This is a genomic window from Pseudomonas poae, from assembly GCF_001439785.1.
GTDB classification, from domain to species: Bacteria; Pseudomonadota; Gammaproteobacteria; order Pseudomonadales; family Pseudomonadaceae; genus Aquipseudomonas; species Aquipseudomonas poae.
Genome location: NZ_JYLI01000013.1, coordinates 40,469 through 57,761 on the forward strand (window position 1 = coordinate 40,469; position 17,293 = coordinate 57,761).

At 61.9% G+C, this 17,293-nt stretch carries 18 protein-coding genes; 10 read left to right on the top strand and 8 right to left on the bottom strand.

The window, feature by feature from the left end; translation table 11 throughout:
* Positions 1–10 precede the first annotated feature (10 nt).
* Positions 11–1,306: an NCS2 family permease gene (locus TU75_RS16460; protein ID WP_015373004.1), complete on the top strand. Its 1,296-nt coding sequence runs from the start codon at positions 11–13 to the stop codon at positions 1,304–1,306.
* On the top strand, positions 1,303–2,382 hold the full coding sequence (gene trmA / locus TU75_RS16465; protein WP_060549519.1) for a tRNA (uridine(54)-C5)-methyltransferase TrmA: 1,080 nt from the start codon (positions 1,303–1,305) through the stop codon (positions 2,380–2,382). Before TU75_RS16460 ends, trmA begins: the two co-directional genes overlap by 4 nt.
* 17 nt (positions 2,383–2,399) lie before the next feature.
* Here the strand turns inward: trmA and TU75_RS16470 are convergent, their stop codons facing one another.
* Complete coding sequence (locus TU75_RS16470) at positions 2,400–2,864, bottom strand: DUF2442 domain-containing protein (RefSeq protein WP_060549520.1); 465 nt, start codon at positions 2,862–2,864, stop codon at positions 2,400–2,402.
* Positions 2,861–3,289, bottom strand: coding sequence for a DUF4160 domain-containing protein (locus TU75_RS16475; protein ID WP_060549521.1), 429 nt, complete (start codon positions 3,287–3,289; stop codon positions 2,861–2,863). Before TU75_RS16475 ends, TU75_RS16470 begins: the two co-directional genes overlap by 4 nt.
* A gap of 262 nt (positions 3,290–3,551) precedes the next feature.
* Between TU75_RS16475 and aroQ the strand changes: the two genes are divergently transcribed.
* Positions 3,552–3,998 carry a type II 3-dehydroquinate dehydratase gene (gene aroQ / locus TU75_RS16480; RefSeq protein WP_003236925.1) on the top strand — a complete coding sequence of 149 codons (447 nt, stop codon included), beginning with the start codon at positions 3,552–3,554 and terminating at the stop codon, positions 3,996–3,998.
* The gene (locus TU75_RS16485) at positions 3,995–4,846 is read left to right on the top strand and encodes a shikimate dehydrogenase (protein ID WP_162276128.1); all 852 of its coding nucleotides are present in this window, start codon (positions 3,995–3,997) and stop codon (positions 4,844–4,846) included. The genes aroQ and TU75_RS16485 overlap by 4 nt, the downstream gene beginning before the upstream one ends.
* 302 nt (positions 4,847–5,148) lie before the next feature.
* On the opposite strand, the gene TU75_RS16490 is transcribed toward TU75_RS16485, so the two are convergent.
* Both TU75_RS16490 and quiC read right to left on the bottom strand, forming a co-directional pair.
* Positions 5,149–5,814, bottom strand: a complete 666-nt coding sequence (locus TU75_RS16490; RefSeq protein ID WP_003236928.1) for a TetR/AcrR family transcriptional regulator — start codon at positions 5,812–5,814, stop codon at positions 5,149–5,151.
* Positions 5,815–5,893: 79 nt separating this feature from the next.
* Complete coding sequence (gene quiC / locus TU75_RS16495; protein ID WP_003236930.1) at positions 5,894–7,795, bottom strand: 3-dehydroshikimate dehydratase QuiC; 1,902 nt, start codon at positions 7,793–7,795, stop codon at positions 5,894–5,896.
* 213 nt (positions 7,796–8,008) lie between these two features.
* Between quiC and TU75_RS16500 the strand changes: the two genes are divergently transcribed.
* Positions 8,009–9,343 (top strand): MFS transporter, encoded by a 1,335-nt coding sequence (locus TU75_RS16500; RefSeq protein ID WP_003236932.1) that lies wholly within the window; start codon positions 8,009–8,011, stop codon positions 9,341–9,343.
* Between the two features lies 1 nt (position 9,344).
* Here the strand turns inward: TU75_RS16500 and TU75_RS16505 are convergent, their stop codons facing one another.
* Positions 9,345–10,223 carry a DMT family transporter gene (locus tag TU75_RS16505; protein WP_003236935.1) on the bottom strand — a complete coding sequence of 293 codons (879 nt, stop codon included), beginning with the start codon at positions 10,221–10,223 and terminating at the stop codon, positions 9,345–9,347.
* 185 nt (positions 10,224–10,408) lie between these two features.
* On the opposite strand from TU75_RS16505, the gene TU75_RS16510 reads away from it, so the two are divergent.
* Genes TU75_RS16510 through TU75_RS16520 form a run of 3 tightly spaced genes read left to right on the top strand, consistent with a single transcriptional unit; the run spans position 10,409 to position 12,737 of the window.
* Positions 10,409–10,825 (top strand): lipoprotein, encoded by a 417-nt coding sequence (locus TU75_RS16510; RefSeq protein ID WP_003236937.1) that lies wholly within the window; start codon positions 10,409–10,411, stop codon positions 10,823–10,825.
* A 52-nt stretch (positions 10,826–10,877) separates the two neighbouring features.
* Positions 10,878–11,765: a KPN_02809 family neutral zinc metallopeptidase gene (gene ypfJ, locus TU75_RS16515; protein ID WP_060549523.1), complete on the top strand. Its 888-nt coding sequence runs from the start codon at positions 10,878–10,880 to the stop codon at positions 11,763–11,765.
* On the top strand, positions 11,766–12,737 hold the full coding sequence (locus TU75_RS16520) for a hypothetical protein (protein WP_060549524.1): 972 nt from the start codon (positions 11,766–11,768) through the stop codon (positions 12,735–12,737). It abuts the gene before it with no gap.
* 53 nt (positions 12,738–12,790) lie between these two features.
* On the opposite strand, the gene TU75_RS16525 is transcribed toward TU75_RS16520, so the two are convergent.
* From TU75_RS16525 to TU75_RS16535, 3 genes are read right to left on the bottom strand one after another with little or no spacing between them, the layout of a single operon-like run.
* On the bottom strand, positions 12,791–13,390 hold the full coding sequence (locus TU75_RS16525; protein ID WP_015373012.1) for an HAD family hydrolase: 600 nt from the start codon (positions 13,388–13,390) through the stop codon (positions 12,791–12,793).
* Positions 13,387–14,256: an acyl-CoA thioesterase II gene (gene tesB, locus TU75_RS16530; protein ID WP_015373013.1), complete on the bottom strand. Its 870-nt coding sequence runs from the start codon at positions 14,254–14,256 to the stop codon at positions 13,387–13,389. The genes TU75_RS16525 and tesB overlap by 4 nt, the downstream gene beginning before the upstream one ends.
* Before the next feature lie 38 nt (positions 14,257–14,294).
* Positions 14,295–14,864: a GNAT family N-acetyltransferase gene (locus TU75_RS16535; RefSeq protein WP_015373014.1), complete on the bottom strand. Its 570-nt coding sequence runs from the start codon at positions 14,862–14,864 to the stop codon at positions 14,295–14,297.
* Positions 14,865–14,955: 91 nt separating this feature from the next.
* Between TU75_RS16535 and TU75_RS16540 the strand changes: the two genes are divergently transcribed.
* On the top strand, positions 14,956–15,876 hold the full coding sequence (locus tag TU75_RS16540; RefSeq protein WP_003236948.1) for a histone deacetylase family protein: 921 nt from the start codon (positions 14,956–14,958) through the stop codon (positions 15,874–15,876).
* A gap of 171 nt (positions 15,877–16,047) precedes the next feature.
* Positions 16,048–17,274 carry a TIGR03862 family flavoprotein gene (locus tag TU75_RS16545; RefSeq protein WP_060549525.1) on the top strand — a complete coding sequence of 409 codons (1,227 nt, stop codon included), beginning with the start codon at positions 16,048–16,050 and terminating at the stop codon, positions 17,272–17,274.
* The last annotated feature ends 19 nt before the right edge of the window (positions 17,275–17,293 follow it).

Consider the following 17,293-nt stretch of genomic DNA (forward strand, 5'->3'; position numbering starts at 1 on the left):
GGGAGCCGGCATGCTGGAAAAGCTGTTTCAACTCAAAGCCCACAACACCAACGTGCGCACCGAGATTCTTGCGGGTATCACCACGTTCCTGGCGATGGCCTACATTCTGTTCGTGAACCCGAGCATTCTGGGCGAGACCGGCATGGACAAGGGTGCGGTGTTCGTCGCCACCTGCCTGGCCGCTGCCATCGGTTCGACCGTGATGGGCCTGATCGCCAACTACCCGATTGCGCTGGCGCCGGGCATGGGCCTGAACGCCTTCTTCACCTACACCGTCGTCCTGCACATGGGCCACACCTGGCAGGTGGCGCTGGGTGCGGTCTTCATCTCGGCGGTGCTGTTCTTCCTGCTGTCGATCTTCCGTATCCGTGAGTGGATCATCAACAGCATCCCCCTGCCGCTGCGCTCGGCGATTGCCGCTGGTATCGGTCTATTCCTCGCGCTGATCGCCCTGCATAACGCCGGTATCGTGGTCGCCAACCCGGCCACCCTGATTGGCATGGGCGACCTCAAGCAACCGGCGCCCATCCTCGCCACCCTGGGTTTCGTGCTGATCGTGGCGCTGGAAGCCCTGGCCGTGCGCGGCGCGGTCCTGATCGGCATTCTGGCGGTGACCATCGTATCGATCCTGCTCGGCATTACTCCGTTTGGCGGCGTGACCTCGATGCCGCCGTCCCTGGCCCCGACCTTCCTGCAACTGGACATCAAGGGCGCGCTGGACATCGGCCTGGTCAGCGTGATCTTCGCCTTCCTGTTCGTCGACCTGTTCGACAACTCCGGCACCCTGATCGGCGTCGCCAAGCGCGCCGGCCTGATGAGCAAGGACGGCCACATGCCGAAAATGGGCCGTGCGCTGATCGCCGACAGCACCGCCGCCATGGCCGGTTCCCTGCTGGGCACCTCGACCACCACCAGCTATATCGAATCCGCCGCGGGCGTGAGCGCCGGTGGCCGTACCGGCCTGACCGCCATCGTGGTCGCCATTCTGTTCCTGCTGGCGCTGTTCTTCTCGCCACTGGCCGCCAGCGTACCCGCCTTCGCCACCGCGCCGGCGCTGCTGTTCGTGGCGGTGCTGATGACCCAGGGCCTGGCCGAAATCGACTGGGATGACATTACCGTGGCAGCGCCGGTGGTGATCACCGCCCTGGCGATGCCCTTCACTTACTCCATCGCCAACGGCATCGCCTTCGGTTTCATCGCCTGGACCGCCATCAAGCTGCTTTCGGGCCGCTACCGTGAGCTGAACCCGGCGCTGGTGATTCTGTCGATTCTGTTTGTGATCAAGCTGGGCTGGTTCAACGCATGACTTTTGACGCCGCACGCTACACCGCGCAATTGCAGGACAAGGTCACGCGCCTGCGTGACCTGCTGGCACCGTTCGATGCGCCCGAGCCGCAGGTCTTCGACTCGCCGTTGCAGCACTTTCGCCTGCGCGCCGAATTCCGCCTGTGGCGCGAAGAGGGCGAGCGTCATTACGCGATGTTCTCCCAGGACGACAAGCGCACGCCGATCCTGATCGAAGACTTCCCGATTGCCAGCCAGCGCATCAACCAGCTGATGCCGCAGCTCAAGGCCGCCTGGCAAGCCAGCGCCGCCCTGAGTCACAAGCTGTTCCAGGTGGAGTTCCTTACCACCCTGGCCGGCGATGCGATGATCACCCTGTGCTACCACCGCCCGCTGGACGAGCACTGGCACACGGCGGCGAATAAACTGGCGGATGATCTGGGCGTGAGCATCATCGGCCGCTCCAAGGGCAAGCGCGACGTGATCGGCCACGACTACGTGGTGGAAAAACTCGACGTCGGCGGGCGCACCTTCAGCTACCGCCAACCCGAAGGCGCCTTCACCCAGCCCAACGGCACGGTGAACCAGAAGATGCTCAACTGGGCGTTCGAGGCGCTGGGCGAGCGCCCGGATGATTTGCTGGAGCTGTACTGCGGCAACGGCAACTTCACCCTGCCCCTGGCCACGCGCGTGCGCAAGGTATTGGCGACCGAAATCAGCAAGACCTCGGTCAACGCGGCGCTGAGCAATCTCGATGAAAACGCGGTGAATAACGTCACCCTGGTGCGCCTCTCCGCCGAAGAACTCACCCAGGCGCTGAACGAAGTACGTCCGTTCCGTCGCCTGCATGGCGTCGACCTGAAAAGCTACGAATTCGGCAGCGTATTCGTCGACCCACCGCGCGCCGGCATGGACCCGGACACCTGCGAGCTGACCCGACGCTTCGACAACATCCTGTACATCTCCTGCAATCCCGAGACGCTGGCGGCGAACATTGCGCAACTGCATGACACCCACCGCATCACCCGGTGTGCCCTGTTTGACCAGTTCCCGTGGACGCATCACATGGAGTCAGGCGTGTTGCTGAGCCGTCGTTGATCCAGCCCTGTGCAGCGTCAAGCGTCGGTGGAATCACCGGTGTCCGGCGCTTTTTTGGGTGGCCGGCCACCTTTCTTGCCATTGGCACGGGCGGCGGCGGATTTGGCCGCGCTGCTCTTGCGACCGTTGCGTGACGCCACCAGGCTCGTCGCCAGATCCATCAGCGGCTGGCTTGTGGCGATCAGGCCGGTGATCGAGACGTCGAGGTCCTGAGGCTCGCAGCACAGTGCCTTGCCGCCAAAGCCGAGTTCCAACTGCTGGAAATCCTCCTGGGAAAACCCTTCGAACTCCGCAAGACCGGCTACAGGCAGCACGACACGGCTGCCGTCGCTGAAGCCGATGGAGAGGCAGCCGTCTTCATAGCGCACATTGCTCGCAGTAGCGTATAGACGCTTGAGCTTGCGCCCCCGTGCTATTGCCTTGTCGATATCCGCATCAGTAAGAGGTACATAAGGTGTGACTTTGGCCTTCACGATTTTCATAAATCAATCCCCACGCAATTGGGTGCTCTTACCAGATTCAAAATTGTTCGTTGCGCCACAACGTCGTGCCAGGCACTTGCGATGACATGGACACCGCGTCGAATGACCAACCCTGGAACCAGTTCACTCGCGTCCAAATCCCAGGAATGGTTCTCCAGGCAAACCGTTTGCAGTTTTTCCCACCAAATCCTGCGCGCACGAGCCAGGTAGTGCCGCTGCGTTATTGCCTTGCCTATTTCATTCAGAAGCGCTTTGGGGGGCCGTCTGCGTTCGGGGTCCACGTCCCATAGCTCCACATCTGCGTTCAGAAAGCTGAAGCGAAAGCGCGCATCCCACTCCTTGCCCCTGACGTGCACATGCGGCGGGCAGTGCTCATCCCTGATAAACACCGAAATCACATATCCCTTGTAAGCGCCTACTCGCATCGTAACCCATCCGTTAGGTTATTTTCCGTCAGGTTACATTTCTTCTTTGCCAACCCGACAACCGGCTCGTTAATCCCAGAGCTGCTTCACAGATTAGTAATGCCGGCCAATTCGTCGAATGCGGCGTTGTTACCGCACATTCCAACGTCTGAAAACACGATTAACCGTTCGATAATCGAACACAGCCAGCGCCATCCATTGACCAAACTAACCAACCAGTACATTTTATCTCCACACCAATAAGAACTGTGGAGATCCCCCAATGCCGCCCATCGTGCTGGTGCTCAACGGCCCCAATCTCAATCTGCTCGGCACCCGCGAGCCCGCCACTTATGGCCATGAAACCCTGGCCGATGTCGCCGCTCTGTGCGGGCGTAGCGCCGAACAGCTCGGGCTGAAAGTCGAGTTCCGCCAGACCAATCACGAAGGCGAACTGCTCGATTGGATTCACGGCGCCCGCGCACGCTGCGCCGGCATCGTGATCAACCCCGCCGCCTGGACCCACACCTCGGTCGCCCTCCGTGATGCGCTGGTGGCCAGCGAAGTGCCCGTGATCGAAGTGCATCTCTCCAACGTGCATGCGCGCGAAGCCTTTCGTCATCACTCGTTCGTCTCTCCGGTCGCCAAGGCGGTGCTGGCCGGTTTTGGCAGCCATGGTTATCACCTGGCCCTGGAGCATTTCAGTCATACGCTCAAAGGATGCGCCTGATGAAACCACGTGTACTCGCCGGCCTGATCGGCGCCGGTATCCAGGCCTCCCGCACCCCGGCCCTGCACGAGCAGGAAGGTGACGCCCAGGGCTTGCGCTACCTGTATCGCCTGATCGACCTGGACCCGTTGCAACTGACCGTCAGCGCCCTGCCCGACCTGCTGAGCGCCGCAGAATCGATGCAGTTCACCGGTTTGAACATTACCTACCCGTGCAAGCAGGCGATCCTGCCGCTGCTCGATGACTTGTCGGACGAAGCGCGCGGCATCGGTGCGGTAAACACCGTGGTGTTCAAAAATGGCAAGCGCATCGGTCACAACACCGACTGCCTGGGCTTTGCCGAAGGTTTCAGGCGTAACCTCAATGATGTGCCGCGTCAGCGCGTGGTGCAGATGGGCGCCGGCGGTGCCGGGGCGGCGGTTGCCCATGCGTTGCTGGCCGAGGGTGTGCAGCAGTTGAGTATTTTCGACGTGGACGCTGCAAAATCGCGCGAGCTTGTGGATAACTTGACCTTGCGCTTCGGCACGGGCCGCGCCGAGGTCGGCAGCCAGTTGGACAACGCCATGGCCGAGGCCGATGGTTTAGTGAACACCACGCCGATGGGCATGGCCAAATTGCCCGGCACGCCGGTGCCTGCAGCGCTGTTGCGTGCTGAACTGTGGGTCGCGGAAATCGTGTACTTCCCGCTGGAAACCCAACTGCTGCGCGATGCCAAGGCCTTGGGTTGCCGTACGCTGGATGGTGGCAATATGGCGGTGTTTCAGGCGGTGAAAGCGTTTGAATTGTTCAGTGGTGAGGTGGCGGATGCGCAAAGAATGCTTGCGCACTTCCAGACCCTGAACACCTGAACATTTAGGAGGCTGCGCCAAGTCTTCGACTTAGCGCTATCGCGCAGCAAACTGGAGCCTCTGTGGCGAGCGGGCTTGCCCCGCGTTGGGGTGCGAAGCGCCCCCAATCCAGCAACACGCGGTGTACCTGATACGGCTCAGCGCCTGGATTTGGGGCTGCTGCGCAGCCCAATGCAGGACAAGCCTGCTCGCCACAGGAATGTGGATTCCTGAAATTTCATTTTTTTAATCAACACTTTATTTTGTGTTTGATAAGCGGGAGCTTGCCTCCTCCCACATGGATTGCATTTCAAAACGTTTAATCAGGCCTGCAGGTAACGCAGCACCGACTCACAGATCATCTCGCGGTGCCGCTGTTTAACCGCCTCATCCGACAGCTCGATCTGAAAGATCTCACTGAAGGTATGGCGATTGGACACCCGGTAAAAGCTGAACGAGTTGATCAGCAGGTGCACGTCCAATGGCTCCAGCCCCTCGCGAAACAACCCCAACTCGGCGCCCCGGCGCAGGGTTTCACCAAGGCCCTCGAGGATCTTGCTGTTCATCGCCTTGATCGTGTCGGTGCGCTTCACGTACTCGGCATTGTGGATATTTTCGATGCTCACAATGCGCACAAAATCCACATTCTGATCATGGTGATCAAAGGTGAACTCCACCAGCCGCCGGATCGCTTCGCGCGGCTCCAGGGCGGTGAGGTTCATGCGGGTTTCGGTGTTGCGGATGTCGCCGTAGAGTTTTTCAAGCACCTCGACGTACAACTGCTCCTTGCTGCCGAAGTAGTAATAGATCATGCGTTTGGAGGTGTGGATGCGCTCGGCGATGGCGTCCACGCGGGCGCCGGACAGGCCCTGCTGAACAAACTCGACGATGGCTTCCTGGAGAATATTCTCGCGGGTCTTTTCCGGATTGTTCTTGCGACTCTTGCGCGGTGCGTCTGACACGGCGGAGAGATCGGGAGTCAGGGTCATGGTGCGCTCATGGCGGAGTGTTATGCAGGCTGCGATTATGGGGCGCGGCGCCTCCCGAAGGAAGCACCGCCCCCGTGTATCACAAGCGCGCCTGACGAACCGCGCCGCTGCGCGACTTGGCCATAGCCGCCAGGCGCACTGCCACATTTGCCGCGCCATAACCGGCATAGCCGTTCTTGCGCTGCAAAATCTCGAAGAAAAACCGGCCCTCGAACGCTTCGGTGTACACGTGAAACAGCTCACCGCCCTGGGCGTCGCGGTCGTACAGCACGTTGTAATACGCCAACTCGCTGAGAAACTCGTCGTCGAAATCAAAACGGGCGGCGAGGTCGTCGTAGTAATTGAGCGGGATATCCAGCAGCGGCACCCCGGCGTCCTTGGCTCGGCGCACCTCTGCGAAAATATCTGCGCAGTCGAAGGCAATGTGGTGCACGCCCGAGCCGCGATAGCTCGACAGCGCGTGGGAAATGGCCGTGTTGCGGTTCTCGGAGATATTCAGCGGCAGGCGAATCGAGCTGCAACGGCTGCGCAGCGCCCGGCTTTTCACCAAGCCATAAGGGTCAGGCAGCACCACTTCATCATCGGCTTCGAAATCCAGCAGGCTCTTGTAGAACAGCACCCAGCTGTCGAGACTGTCGGCCGGCAACGCCATGGCCATATGGTCGATGCGCAGCAGCCCGCCACTGGCGGACGGCGCCGATTGCAGGTTGAAATCAGTGTCGTACAGGCCGCCTTCGCTCGGGTCCACCAAGTAGATAAGGCTGCCATCCGGGGCACGCACGGCCGCCAGTTCCAGTTCATTGGGCCCGACCAGGCCGCGATAGGGCTGGCCCTTGTAGGCCACTGCCCGTTGCAGTGCCTTGGCGCTGTCCTTGACCCGAATCGCCGTGGCACACAACGACGGCCCATGGGCCTCGAAGAAGTTGTGGGCGAAAGAATAGGGTTCGCAATTAAGGATCAGGTTGATATCGCCCTGGCGCAGCAGGCTCACATTTTTCGAGCGGTGCTGCCCGGCCTTGGCAAAACCCAGGCGTTCCAGCCAGTGGGTGAGCTTGGCACCAAGGCTTTCATCCACGGCGAATTCGAGGAACTCAATGCCGTCGTACTCGCTGGCGGCAGGTGTTTCAAAGAGGATATCGACTGGCGCCGCAGGCGCTTGCTCAGCCAGACGCTGGCGGGTTTTCTCTTCCAGGTACAGCAACGAGCGCAGGCCATCGGCCGCATTCGCGCGCGTGGGGGCGGCGCGAAAACCATCGTTGAAAATTTCCAGGGACAACGGCCCGCTGTAGCCGCTTTGGATGATCGGCGCGAGAAACCCCGCCAGGTCGAACTCGCCCTGGCCCGGGAAACAGCGAAAATGCCGGCTCCACTCCAGCACGTCCATGGCCAGGATCGGCGCGTCGGCCATTTGCACAAAGAAAATCTTGTCGCCGGGTATCTGGGCGATGCCACTCGGGTCGCCCTTGAGCGACAGCGTGTGGAAACTGTCGAGCAGCACACCCAGGGCAGGATGATCGACCTGGCGCACCAGGTTCCACACCTGCTGCCAGGTGTTCACATGCTTGCCCCAGGCCAGCGCTTCATAGCCGATGCGCAAGCCACGACGACCGGCGTGTTCGGCCAAAAGGCTGAGGTCATCGAGCAGGATGCGTTCATCGCCCACGCAATCGGCGGACGCGTTGCTGCACACCAGCACCAGGTCGGTGCCCAGCTCCTGCATCAGGTCAAACTTGCGTTCGGCGCGCTCAAGGTTGCGCGCCAGACGGTCGCGGCGGCAGCCTTCAAAGTCGCGAAATGGCTGGAACAAGGTGATGGCAATCCCCAGGTCGGCACACATTTGCCTAACTTCGCGCGGGCTGCCGTCGTAATACAACAGGTCGTTCTCGAAGATCTCAACCCCATCAAAACCGGCGGCGGCAATGGCTTCGAGCTTTTCCGGCAGGGTGCCGCTCAAGGAAACGGTAGCGATGGATCGTTGCATGGAGTTCTCCCGGCACGTGTTGTTTGTGGCAAATTATTCGCCCCCAGCCAACACGCAGCAATCATAATGTACGAACCGGTTAGTTTTTGGTGCGATTATCGAACACTAGCCGATTTGGCGAATTGACGATTTTTTAACCGCTGCGCACCATCGATCTCGTAAGAAAAGACCCAGAACACACCATAAAAATTTCAAAAAAACGGGTACGACCTCATGCCTTTGCAAAACCCTACCCTGGCCACGCGCCCGGGCACCCCGCACGCCGGCATCGGCGACAAGATCCGCGGCGCCCTGGCCGTGGGTAAAACTCGCTGGGGCATGCTGGCCCTGGTGTTCTTCGCCACCACCCTCAACTACATCGACCGCGCCGCCCTGGGCGTGATGCAACCGATCCTCGCCAAGGAAATGAGCTGGACGGCGATGGACTACGCCAACATCAACTTCTGGTTTCAGGTGGGCTACGCCGTCGGCTTCGTGCTGCAGGGCCGCCTGATCGACCGGGTGGGTGTCAAACGCGTGTTCTTCTGCGCCGTGCTGTTGTGGAGCCTGGCCACCGGCGCCCATGGCCTGGCCACCTCGGCAGTGGGCTTTATGGTGTGCCGCTTTATCCTGGGCCTGACCGAAGCCGCCAACTACCCGGCCTGCGTCAAGACCACCCGCCTGTGGTTCCCGGCCGGTGAGCGCGCCGTGGCCACCGGCATTTTCAACGCCGGCACCAACGTCGGGGCAATGATGACGCCGATGCTGCTGCCGTTGATCCTGCACGTGTGGGGCTGGCAGGCGGCGTTCCTGTGCATGGCATCACTCGGCGCAATCTGGCTGGTGTTCTGGGGTTTGAAGTACTACAACCCGGAAGACCATCCGAGCGTTAAACAATCGGAACTGGACTACGTGCAACGGGAAGTCGAGCCGGAACAACCCGGCGTACCGTTCAGCCGCATCCTGCGCATGCGCGGCACCTGGGCCTTCGCCATCGCCTATGCCCTGACCGCCCCGGTGTTCTGGTTCTACCTGTACTGGCTGCCGCCGTTCCTGAACCAGCAATACAATCTGGGCATCAACGTGACGCAGATGGGCATCCCGCTGATCATCATCTACCTCACCGCCGACTTCGGCAGCGTGGGCGGTGGCATCCTGTCGTCATTCCTGATCGGCCGTGGCATGAACTCGATCAAGGCGCGGCTGCTGTCGATGCTGCTGTTCGCCTGCTGCATCGTCGGCGTGATCATGGCGGCCGGCTCCAGCCAGCTGTGGGTCGCGGTGTTTGCCATTTCCCTGGCCATCGGCGCGCACCAGGCCTGGACCGCCAACATCTGGAGCCTGGTGATGGACTACACGCCCAAGCACATGATGAGCACAGTGTTCGGGTTCGGCGGAATGTGCGCGGCCATCGGCGGCATGTTCATGACTCAGATCGTCGGCCACATCCTCACGGTGACCAACAACAACTACACGGTGCTGTTCACCCTGATCCCGGCGATGTACTTCATTGCGCTGACCTGGATGTACTTCATGGCCCCGCGCAAGATCCCGACGGTAGACGAGTAATTCAGCGACGCCGCTGCTGCCAGGCAGCGGCCAGCCCGCTCATGCAGATCACCCCGATGCCGACTACCGTGGTCATGTCGGGGGTATGGCTGAACACCAGCCAGCCCAACAACCCCGCAAACACGATCTGGCAATAGCCGAACGGCGCCAGCAATGCCGGCGCCGCGAAGCGGAACGCCTGGGTCAGCATCAGGTGGGCGGTCATGCCGCAAGTGCCCAGCGCCAGCATCATCACCCCATGCCACAGGCTCGGCACATGCCAGAAGAACGGCACCATCGCACTCATCACCAGGGTGTTGCACAGCCCGGCGAAAAAGTTGCTGGTGGTGGGCGTGTCGTATTGGCTGAGGATGCGCGTGAGCAACTGGTAGAAGCAGAAGAACAGCGCCGAGCACAACGGCAGCAGCACCGCCGGGGTAAACAGTTCACCGCCGGGGTGGATGATGATCACCACGCCGATAAACCCGCAGATCACCGCCAGCCACTGGCCCCGCGTAACGTGCTCGCCCAGCAGCGGCACCGACAGCGCGGTCACCAGGATGGGCGCGAGGAAGTTCACCGCCGTGGCTTCCGCCAGCGGGATGTAATGCAGCGCCGTGGTGAAAAACAGGCTGGTGCCCAACAGGCACAATGCCCGCACCACCTGCATGCCGGGGCGTTTGCTGCGCAGTACGCGCAGGCCCGACTGCGGGAGGAAGATCCCGGCCATCAGCAAGGTGTGCACCAGGTAGCGCGCCCACACCACCATCACGATCGGGTAGAACCCGGCCAGGTATTTGGACAGCGCGTCGTGGCTGGAGAACAGGAACGTCGCCACCACGATCAACAGGATGCCTTTGAACGGATGGTTGACGCCGGAAAGCGGGGTACTGACAGTCATTGAATTCTCTTGTGTGGCGAGTCAAATGCGATGGCACTCAACCAAATAATCTAGCAGCCGGGCAGGCGTCTGCCCCACGAGCATAACCAAACACCGGGCGAACAGCGCACTAAATCACCGGCTTTGGGTCCAACCCTGCACGTTCACGCCCGTATTGCGCATTTTTTAACCAAGGCCTGCCTGCCATGAAAAAAACCTTGTTTCTACTCTCCACCCTGGCCTTGCTCGCCGCCTGTAACCAGGAACACAAGGCACCCACCAAACCCGCGCCGCCATCGGTGCAAGCGACCCTGGTGCCACCAACCCCGCCCACCGACCAATGGGTGGGCAAATGGATCGGCGTCGAGGGCCTGAACCTCACCATCGCCAAAGACGACGCCGTTGGCCGCGGGCACTACTTGTTGACCATGCAATATGGTCTGGATGCCGAGGACGCCGGCACCTTCAAGGGTGAAGAAGCCGACAACGGTATCGCCTTCACCCGTCCGGACGGCCCGCAGATGCTGCGCGCCGGTGACGGTGAGGCCACTGGCCTTAAATGGCTGGCGGATAAAAAAGACTGCCTGATCGTCGCCACCGGCGAAGGGTATTGCCGCCAATAAGGCCATACTCCATCAATATTTTTGTAGGACCTTTCATCAAGAGGATTGCACCATGCTATGGAAAAAAGGCCGACGCAGCGACAACGTGGTGGATGCCCGGGATGACAGTGGCGGCGGTGGTGGCGGCATGCGCTTCGGCGGTGGCAAGGGCCTGAGCCTCACGGCGATTGTGCTGATCGTCGGCATTGGCTGGCTGACCGGCCAGAACCCGATGGAGATCCTCGGCCAGTTGACCGGCCAGGCCGAGCAGGCGCCTTCGGTGAGCCCGCAAACGCGCCAGGCACCACCGGCCAATGATGAGCAGGCTGACTTCGTGCGTGCCGTGCTGGGCGACACCGAAGACACCTGGGGCCAAGTGTTCCAGGAGAACGGCCTGACCTACACCAACCCGAAACTGATTCTGTTCCGTGGCCGGGTGAATTCCGCCTGCGGTGGCGCCACCTCGGCCAGCGGCCCGTTCTATTGCCCGGCCGACCAGCAGGTGTACCTGGACCTGGATTTCTTCCGCGAAATGTCGCAACGTTTCCAGGCCGCCGGCGACTTCGCCCAGGCCTACGTGATCGCCCACGAAGTCGGGCATCACGTGCAGACGCTGCTCGGCATCTCGGCCAAGATTCAGACCGCTCGTCAACAGGGCCGTCCGATGGAAGGCGACGGCGGCCTGCTGGTGCGCCAGGAGCTACAAGCCGACTGCTTCGCTGGGGTATGGGCCAACCGCGCGCAAAAGCGCTTGAACTGGCTCGAACCGGGCGATATCGAAGAAGCGTTGAATGCGGCCAATGCGATTGGCGACGATCGCTTGCAGCAACAGGGTCAAGGCCGCGTGGTGCCTGACTCGTTTACCCACGGCACCTCGGCGCAAAGGGTTCGCTGGTTCAAGACCGGCTTTGCAGGGGGCCAGATCACTCAATGCGACACCTTTGCCGCCAAGAGTCTTTGAATGAATAAACGATGGGGTGTGCTACTGGGTTTACTGGTGTGCTGTTCAACCCTGGCGGCCGAATACGGCGTCAAGGAGGTCAGCCCTGAGCGCTTTCACCTGCAGGCCGGCGACCTGAGTGTGGGCTTGAGCCAGGACTGGCGCCAGCCGATGCCCCAGGTCACGCGCGCGCTGATCATCGTGCATGGTCGCCTGCGCAACGCGCAGACCTACCTGCACAGCGGGGTCGACGCTGCCCGCCAGGCCGGCGTCGGCGCTGAAACGCTGGTGATCGCGCCGCAGTTTCTCAACCAGGCAGACGTGAAACGCAACCACTTGAGCGATCAGGTGCTGCGCTGGCATGGCAATGACTGGATGGGCGGCGCATCATCCACCGGCCCAGGCCAGATCAGCTCGTTTGGCGCACTGGATCAGATCATCAAGCACCTGAGCGACCGTAAACTGTTCCCGGCGCTGAAACAGATCGTGGTCGCTGGCCACTCCGGCGGCGGCCAAGTGGTGCAGCGCTTCGCCCTCACCGGCCATGCTCATCCGACCCTTCAAACCGAAGGCATCAGCCTGCGTTACGTGGTGGCCAACCCCTCGTCCTACGCGTACTTCAGCCCGCAACGCCCGGTGAAGTTCGACGCTGCCCGCTGCCCGGACTTCAACGACTGGAAATACGGCATGCAGAACCTGCCCGACTACGCCAAGGGCCAGGGCCCCCAGCAGTTGGAACAGGCCTATGTGTCGCGGGATATCATCTACTTGCTGGGCCAGCAAGACACCGACCCCAACCACCCGGCGCTGGATAAAAGCTGCGAAGCTGAAACCCAGGGCGCGTATCGGTTGATTCGTGGACACAACTACTTTGACTACCTCAAGCTGCGCCATCCGCAGTTGAGCCACAGGCTGGTGGAAGTACCCGGCGTGGGGCATGACGGCGACAAGATGTTTACCTCGCCTGAGGGCCAGAAAGCCCTGTTCAACTGACGAAACCGGATAAAAAAGGTGGGTGGGGCTTGCCCCCTCCCACCTGTTGATGTCTATTGACTGGCCTGGATCATCCGGCGCAAAGCCGTGCAATCCTGGGCATGCCAATCCGCCAGCTCCGGCCACGGGTTCTGCGGCAGGTTCACCAACACCGTGCGCGTCCCCGCCGCCCGTCCGCAGTCCAGGTCGAAGCGGTAATCCCCCACCATCACCATCTCGCTCGGCGCCACACCCCAGGCGGCCGCCAGCTTCAACAACCCACCCGGCTCGGGCTTGGGCGGTGCGTCTTCACGGCCCAGCACATCCGCTACCGCAAAGCAGTCCGCCAGGCCAATCGCCGCCAGCGTGACATGGGCCAGCTCCCGCGCGTTGCGGGTGAGAATGCCCAGGCGATAGCCGCGCGCAGCCAGTTCGCGCACCAGCGCCACGGCACCCTCCGCTGCCGTCGAGCCCAGCGCCAGATCGCGCTCGTGCTCCAACAGCCAGGCATGTTTGGCCGCCGCGATATCGGCCGGCAACGCGGCCAGATGGGTAAGGATGTCGTCTTCGGGCGGTATGTCCAGGGCCACGCGGATGGCCGCAAAGTCGTGCACTGCCACGGTGAGGGTGCCGTCCATATCGAACACCCAGTGCTTAACCTCTGCCAGGCTCATGCCCAATCCTTGCGATGGCGAATCAGGCCTTCCTGGGTCACCGACGCCACCAGTTGCCCGGCGCGGTTGTACACGCTGCCCCGCGAAAAACCACGGGAATTGCCGGCCCACGGGCTGTCCATGGCGTAGAGCAGCCAATCGTCGGCGCGCAGATCGGCGTGGAACCACAGCGCGTGATCGAGGCTTGCGACCTGCATATCTTTTTGCCACACGGTCTTGCCATGAGGCAGCAACGAGGTGGTCAGCAGGCCGAAGTCCGAGGCGTAGGCCAACAGGTACTTGTGCAGCGCCGGCGCATCCGCCAGGGCACCATCGGCGCGAAACCACACGTATTTGACCGGGTCGGACGGCTGCGGATTGAACGGGTCCCGCTCGGTGACCGGGCGCACTTCGATGGGCTTGGGGCACAGCAGCTTGTCGCGCATGTGCTCGGGGATCAGGTGCGCGCGCTGCTGGGTCAGCTCCAGCTCCGACGGCAGGTTTTCCGGCCCCACCACAACGGGCATGGTGGTCTGGTGTTCGAAGCCTTGCTCGTCATACTGGAATGACGCACTGCAGGTGAAAATCGGGTTGCCTTTCTGGATCGCCGTCACGCGACGCGTGCTGAAACTGCCGCCGTCACGCACGCGGTCCACCGAATACACCACCGGCAGGGCCGCGTCGCCGGGGCGCAGGAAATAGCCGTGCAGGGAATGCACATGGCGCGCTTCTTCAACGGTCTGGCTCGCGGCAGACAACGACTGGCCGAGCACCTGGCCGCCGAACAACTGGCGAAAACCCAGGTCCTGGCTGCGGCCGCGAAAGAGGTTTTCCTCAATCGGCTCCAGGGTCAGCAAGTCCACCAGATCTTCCAATACTTGGCTCATAGAGCAACTCCTACAATCTTAGGGGCATTCCGGGCTGCTTATCCGTGCAGCGTGTCCAACCATTGGGCGCGGGTGATGCGATACAAAACATGTGGCCGCAGCGGATCATCGGCTGCGACCTTGGGGTGTTCAAAATCTGCCTGGGGATCGTAATGCATACCGATGGCCTGCATGACTTTTTGTGATGGCAGATTGGCCTCGGTGGTGAAGGCGACGATGTCATCCAGCTGCAAGCGGTCGAACCCACAGCGCAGCGCGGTCCAAGCCGCCTCACTGGCATAGCCCAAACCCCAATGTTCACGGGCCAGGCGCCAGCCGATTTCCACCGCAGGGGTAAAGCCCGCCGCAAAGCTGACAGGCTGCAACCCGGTGAGGCCGATGAACTCGCCGCTGTCCTTGCGTTGCAGCGCCCACAGGCCAAAGCCGTATTCAGCGAAATGGCCGCGAATACGGCCGATCAACGCGGCGCTTTCGAGGTGGCTCAAGGTCGCCGGGAAATAGCGCATCACCTGTGGGTCGGCGCACATGCGCGCAAATTCCGGCAGGTCGCTGTCACGCCATTGGCGCATGATCAGGCGTGCGCTGTGCAGTTCGAGTATCGGCTCCATGGGTCCCCTTCCCTTGCCATGTGCGTGAGGCATGTGTTTGTGAGTGTACAGCGCTGGTAAGATCCTTCGCAGGTTCCCGTCAGAAAATCCCATGCCTTTGCCACTGATCTACCACGATGACTACAGCCCTGAGTTCCCGGCAGACCATCGGTTTCCCATGGACAAGTTTCGCCTGCTGCGCGACCACCTGGTGTCCACCGGGCTGACCGAAGACAGCCGCCTGCTGCGCCCGGAGTTGTGCCCGCCGCAGATTCTGGCCCTGGCCCACGAACCTGGCTATATCGCACGCTACATGAGCGGCGAACTGTCCCGCGAAGACCAGCGCCGTCTGGGCCTGCCCTGGAGCGAAGCCCTGGCCAGGCGCACCGTGCGGGCGGTCGGCGGTTCCCTGCTCGCCGCCGAGCAAGCCCTCGAACACGGCCTGGCTTGCCACCTGGCCGGCGGCACCCACCATGCCCACTACGATTACCCGGCAGGCTTCTGCATCTTCAACGACCTGGCCGTGATCAGCCATTACCTGCTGGCCAGCGGGCGCGTCAACCGCGTACTGATCTTCGACTGCGACGTGCACCAGGGCGACGGCACCGCACGCATCCTCCACGACACGCCGGACGCCATCACCGTGTCGCTGCACTGCGAAAAGAACTTTCCCGCGCGCAAGGCCCAAAGCGACTGGGACATTGCGCTGCCCATGGGCATGGGCGACGCCGATTACCTCAAGGTCGTCGACGATGCCCTCAACTATCTGCTGCCGCTGTACCAGCCCGACCTGGTGCTGTATGACGCCGGCGTGGATGTGCACAAGGACGACGCGCTCGGCTACCTCAAGCTGACAGACTCAGGCGTCGCCGCCCGCGATGAAGCCGTGATGCGCCACTGCCTGGGCCGCGACATTCCAGTGATGGGCGTGATCGGCGGCGGCTACAGCAAGGACCGCCCTGCCCTCGCGCGCCGCCACGGCATCCTGCACCACAGCGCGCAGCGGGTGTGGACGTCATCAGGGTGTCACTGAATGCTGGGCGTTACCCACAATGGCTGTGGAGCGGCCTGTGGATAACTTGAGCGTAAGCGCCTGTAGGCTTTTATCCATAAGGCCTACAGGAAAGTGTACGTTTTTTGATCAGGCAGCCGGCGTCGCGTCCGGTAGAATGCCAGGCTTATTCACAGCACTGTAGCCCTGCCCATGCCTCAGACCCCACCTCACCACGTCACCCTCATCGGCGGCGGCCCAGCCGGGCTGATGGCCGCCGAAGTTCTGAGCCAGGCCGGCGTGCGCGTGGACCTGTACGACGGCATGCCCTCGGTGGGGCGCAAATTCCTGCTGGCAGGCGTGGGCGGCATGAACATCACCCATTCCGAAGCGTACCCGGCCTTCGTGGCCCGCTATGCCGAACGCGCGCCGCACCTGGCGCCGTTGCTGCGTGAATTTGGTGCCCAGGCGTTGTGCGAATGGATCCATGGCCTGGGCATCCAGACCTTTATCGGCACCTCCGGCCGGGTATTTCCTACCGACATGAAAGCCGCGCCGTTGCTGCGCGCCTGGCTCAAGCGCCTGCGTGAGCAGGGCGTGGTTATCCACACCCGGCACCGTTGGCTGGGCTGGAACAGTGAGGGAGATTTACTTATCCACAGCCCGGACGGCGAGAAAACCGTGCGCAGCGATGCCGTGCTGCTGGCCCTGGGCGGTGGCAGCTGGTCGCGCCTGGGCTCCGATGGCGCCTGGCTCAACGTGCTGGAAGACATGGGCGTGCCCTACGTTCGTCTGCAACCGAGCAACTGTGGGTTTGAGGTGTCGGCCTGGAGCGACTTGATGGTCAACAAATTCGCTGGCGCGCCGTTGAAGAATATCGCCATCGGGCTGGGCGACGACAAACCCCGGCTGGGCGAATGCGTGATCACCGCCACGGGCATCGAGGGCAGCCTGATCTACGCGCTGTCGGCGCCGATTCGTGAGGCCATCAACCGTGACGGCGCGGCCACCGTGCATATTGATCTGCTGCCGAGCAGGCCGCTGCACACCGTACAGGCGGCACTGGCCAAGCCGCGCGGTTCGCGCTCGATGAGCAAGCATTTGCACAGTCAACTGGGAATCGACGGCGTCAAGGCGGCGCTGTTGCGCGAGTTGACCCCGACTGAGCACTTCAATGACCCCGCGCAGTTGGCCGTGGATATCAAGGCGTTGCCGTTGACCCTGGTGAGGGCGCGCCCACTCGATGAGGCCATCAGCACCGCAGGCGGTGTGCCGTTTGAGGCGCTGGATGAGCGCTTGATGCTCAAGCAATTGCCGGGCGTGTTTTGTGCCGGGGAGATGCTGGATTGGGAGGCGCCGACCGGAGGGTATTTGCTGACCGGATGTTTCGCCAGTGGCAGAGCGGCTGGGTTTGGCCTGTTGGAATGGCTTAAGCGCTGAGATTTGTGGTGAATTCAGG

Coding starts and splice junctions, on each gene's coding strand:
- TU75_RS16460 (WP_015373004.1), top strand. CDS start 11: ATGCTGGAAAAGCTGTTTCAACTCAAAGCCCACAACACCAACGTGCGC.
- trmA (WP_060549519.1), top strand. CDS start 1,303: ATGACTTTTGACGCCGCACGCTACACCGCGCAATTGCAGGACAAGGTC.
- TU75_RS16470 (WP_060549520.1), bottom strand. CDS start 2,864: ATGAAAATCGTGAAGGCCAAAGTCACACCTTATGTACCTCTTACTGAT.
- TU75_RS16475 (WP_060549521.1), bottom strand. CDS start 3,289: ATGCGAGTAGGCGCTTACAAGGGATATGTGATTTCGGTGTTTATCAGG.
- aroQ (WP_003236925.1), top strand. CDS start 3,552: ATGCCGCCCATCGTGCTGGTGCTCAACGGCCCCAATCTCAATCTGCTC.
- TU75_RS16490 (WP_003236928.1), bottom strand. CDS start 5,814: ATGACCCTGACTCCCGATCTCTCCGCCGTGTCAGACGCACCGCGCAAG.
- quiC (WP_003236930.1), bottom strand. CDS start 7,795: ATGCAACGATCCATCGCTACCGTTTCCTTGAGCGGCACCCTGCCGGAA.
- TU75_RS16500 (WP_003236932.1), top strand. CDS start 8,009: ATGCCTTTGCAAAACCCTACCCTGGCCACGCGCCCGGGCACCCCGCAC.
- TU75_RS16505 (WP_003236935.1), bottom strand. CDS start 10,223: ATGACTGTCAGTACCCCGCTTTCCGGCGTCAACCATCCGTTCAAAGGC.
- TU75_RS16510 (WP_003236937.1), top strand. CDS start 10,409: ATGAAAAAAACCTTGTTTCTACTCTCCACCCTGGCCTTGCTCGCCGCC.
- ypfJ (WP_060549523.1), top strand. CDS start 10,878: ATGCTATGGAAAAAAGGCCGACGCAGCGACAACGTGGTGGATGCCCGG.
- TU75_RS16520 (WP_060549524.1), top strand. CDS start 11,766: ATGAATAAACGATGGGGTGTGCTACTGGGTTTACTGGTGTGCTGTTCA.
- TU75_RS16525 (WP_015373012.1), bottom strand. CDS start 13,390: ATGAGCCTGGCAGAGGTTAAGCACTGGGTGTTCGATATGGACGGCACC.
- tesB (WP_015373013.1), bottom strand. CDS start 14,256: ATGAGCCAAGTATTGGAAGATCTGGTGGACTTGCTGACCCTGGAGCCG.
- TU75_RS16535 (WP_015373014.1), bottom strand. CDS start 14,864: ATGGAGCCGATACTCGAACTGCACAGCGCACGCCTGATCATGCGCCAA.
- TU75_RS16540 (WP_003236948.1), top strand. CDS start 14,956: ATGCCTTTGCCACTGATCTACCACGATGACTACAGCCCTGAGTTCCCG.
- TU75_RS16545 (WP_060549525.1), top strand. CDS start 16,048: ATGCCTCAGACCCCACCTCACCACGTCACCCTCATCGGCGGCGGCCCA.